Origin of the sequence: Pseudomonas sp. yb_2 (assembly GCF_043103905.1) — a bacterium.
GTDB classification, from domain to species: domain Bacteria; phylum Pseudomonadota; class Gammaproteobacteria; order Pseudomonadales; family Pseudomonadaceae; genus Aquipseudomonas; species Aquipseudomonas alloputida.
In genome coordinates, this window is sequence record NZ_JBICKH010000021.1 from 1 (window position 1) to 2,246 (window position 2,246).

A 2,246-nucleotide genomic window follows, 5' to 3' on the forward strand; every position below is an offset into this window, starting at 1 on the left:
CAGATCACCGCCCCCGACATCACCGCCCCTGCCGCCCCAACCGAACTGGCGGTGAGCGCGGACGGCAGCGTTATCACCGGCCGTGCCGAACCGGGCAGCACCGTGCGCATCGTGGCTGCCGACGGTAGCGAACTGGGTACTGCCTTGGTCGGCCCGACCGGCGTGTTCAGCCTTAACCTCAATCCGCCACAAGTTGACGGCGAAGTGCTGCAGGCCACGGCGACCGATGCCGCTGGCAACACTTCCGTTGCCAGCTCGGTCACCGCGCCGGACATTGATGGCGGCGATACCACCCCGCCTGAAGCACCGACCAATCTGGTGATCGGCCTTGCCGGCAGCCAGCTCAGCGGTCGAGGCGAAGCCGGCTCCACCGTGCAGGTACGTGACGCGGCAGGCAACATCCTCGCGACCGGCACTGTCGCTGCAGATGGCACCTTCATCGTCACCCTGGCCCCTGCCGTGAACGACGGCAGCACCTTGCAAGTCACCCTCACCGACGCTGCCGGCAACGTATCCCAACCGGGCTCGGTCACCTCGGCCGACTTGCTGCCGCCCGCGCAACCGACTGACCTGGCCTTGGCCGATGGCGTCACCTTCACCGGTCGCGGCGAGCCTGGTGCTACCGTGCAAGTGCGCGATGCTGCCGGCAACCTGATTGGCACCGGTGTCGTCGGTGCCGACGGCCTGTTCAGCCTCACCCTGTCACCTGCCCAGGCCAACGGCGAAGCCCTCGACGTACGCTTGGTGGATGCTGACGGCAACGCCTCTGCGCCGCTGCAATTCGATGCGCCGGACATTACCCCGCCCGGTGCGGTGAGCAACATTGCCGTCGGCGCTGACGGCCTGGCCCTGAGCGGTCGCGGCGAACCCGGCGCCACTGTTGAGGTGCGCGATGCCAGTGGCACCGTGATCGGCACGGGTGTTGTGGGAGCCAACGGCACCTTCCTGATCGACCTCGCCCCGGCCGCTCAGCCGGGCGAGCAATTGAGCCTGGTACAGACCGACCCAAGCGGCAACGCTTCCTCGGCACTGCAATTCGAAGTCCCGCTCACCACTGCGCCCGCCAGCCCCAGCGACCTGGTATTCGCCGAAGACGGCAGCAGCATCAGCGGTACCGCACCTGCCGGCACCCGTGTGGAAGTGCATGACGCCAACGGCACGCTGATTGGCACTGTGGTGGCGGGCCCCGACGGCAGCTTCACCGTTACCCTCGACCCGGCCCAGGCCAACGGCGAACTGCTGGACGTGGTCGCCATCGATGACGGCGGCGTTTCCTCGCTGCCCGCACAGATCACCGCACCCGACATCACCGCCCCTGCCGCACCGAGCGAGCTGGTGATCAATGCCGACGGCAGCGTGGTCACCGGCCGTGCCGAACCGGGCAGCACCGTACGCGTGCTGGCCGCCGACGGCACCACTTTGCTGGGTAGCGTGGTAGTTGGCGCTACCGGCAGCTTCAGCATCACCCTCGACCCGCCACAGGTAGACGGCGAAGTGCTGCAAGTGACAGCCACCGATGCGGCAGGCAACGTCTCCACCGTTAGTAACCTTACCGCGCCGGACATCGACGGCGGCGATACCACCCCGCCTGAAGCACCGACAAACTTGGTGATCGGCCTCGCCGGCAGCCAGCTCAGTGGTCGAGGCGAAGTGGGCACCACCGTGCAGGTGCGTGACGCGGCCGGCAACATCCTCGCGACCGGCACCGTCGCTGCAGATGGCACCTTCGTCATCGCCCTGGACCCTGCCGTCAACGACGGCAGCACCTTGCAAGTCACCCTCACCGACGCCGCCGGCAACGTTTCCCAACCGGGCTCGGTCACCTCGGCCGACCTGCTGCCGCCCGCGCAACCGACTGACCTGGCCCTGGCCGATGGCGTCACCTTCACCGGTCGCGGCGAGCCCGGTGCCACCGTGCAGGTACGCGATGCCGGCGGTGCTGTCATCGGTACTGGTGTCGTCGGTGCCGACGGCCTGTTCAGCCTCACCCTGTCGCCTGCCCAGGCCAATGGTGAAGCACTCGATGTGCGTCTGGTGGATGCCGCCGGTAACAGCTCTGCCCCATTGCAGTTCGATGCGCCGGACATCACACCGCCTGACGCAGTAACCAATATTACAGTTGGTGCTGACGGCCTGGCCCTGAGCGGTCGCGGCGAACCGGGTGCCACTGTCGAAGTGCGCGATGCCAATGGTACCGTGATCGGCACGGGTGTCGTGGGTGCCAACGGCACCTTCCTGATCGACCT

Annotated in this window: 1 protein-coding gene; it reads left to right on the forward strand. The window is 67.4% G+C overall.

Features of this window, described 5'->3' with window-relative positions; translation table 11 throughout:
- A partial coding sequence (locus tag ACF8FB_RS04405; RefSeq protein WP_392511063.1) for an Ig-like domain-containing protein occupies window positions 1–2,246 on the forward strand: 2,246 nt, incomplete at both ends.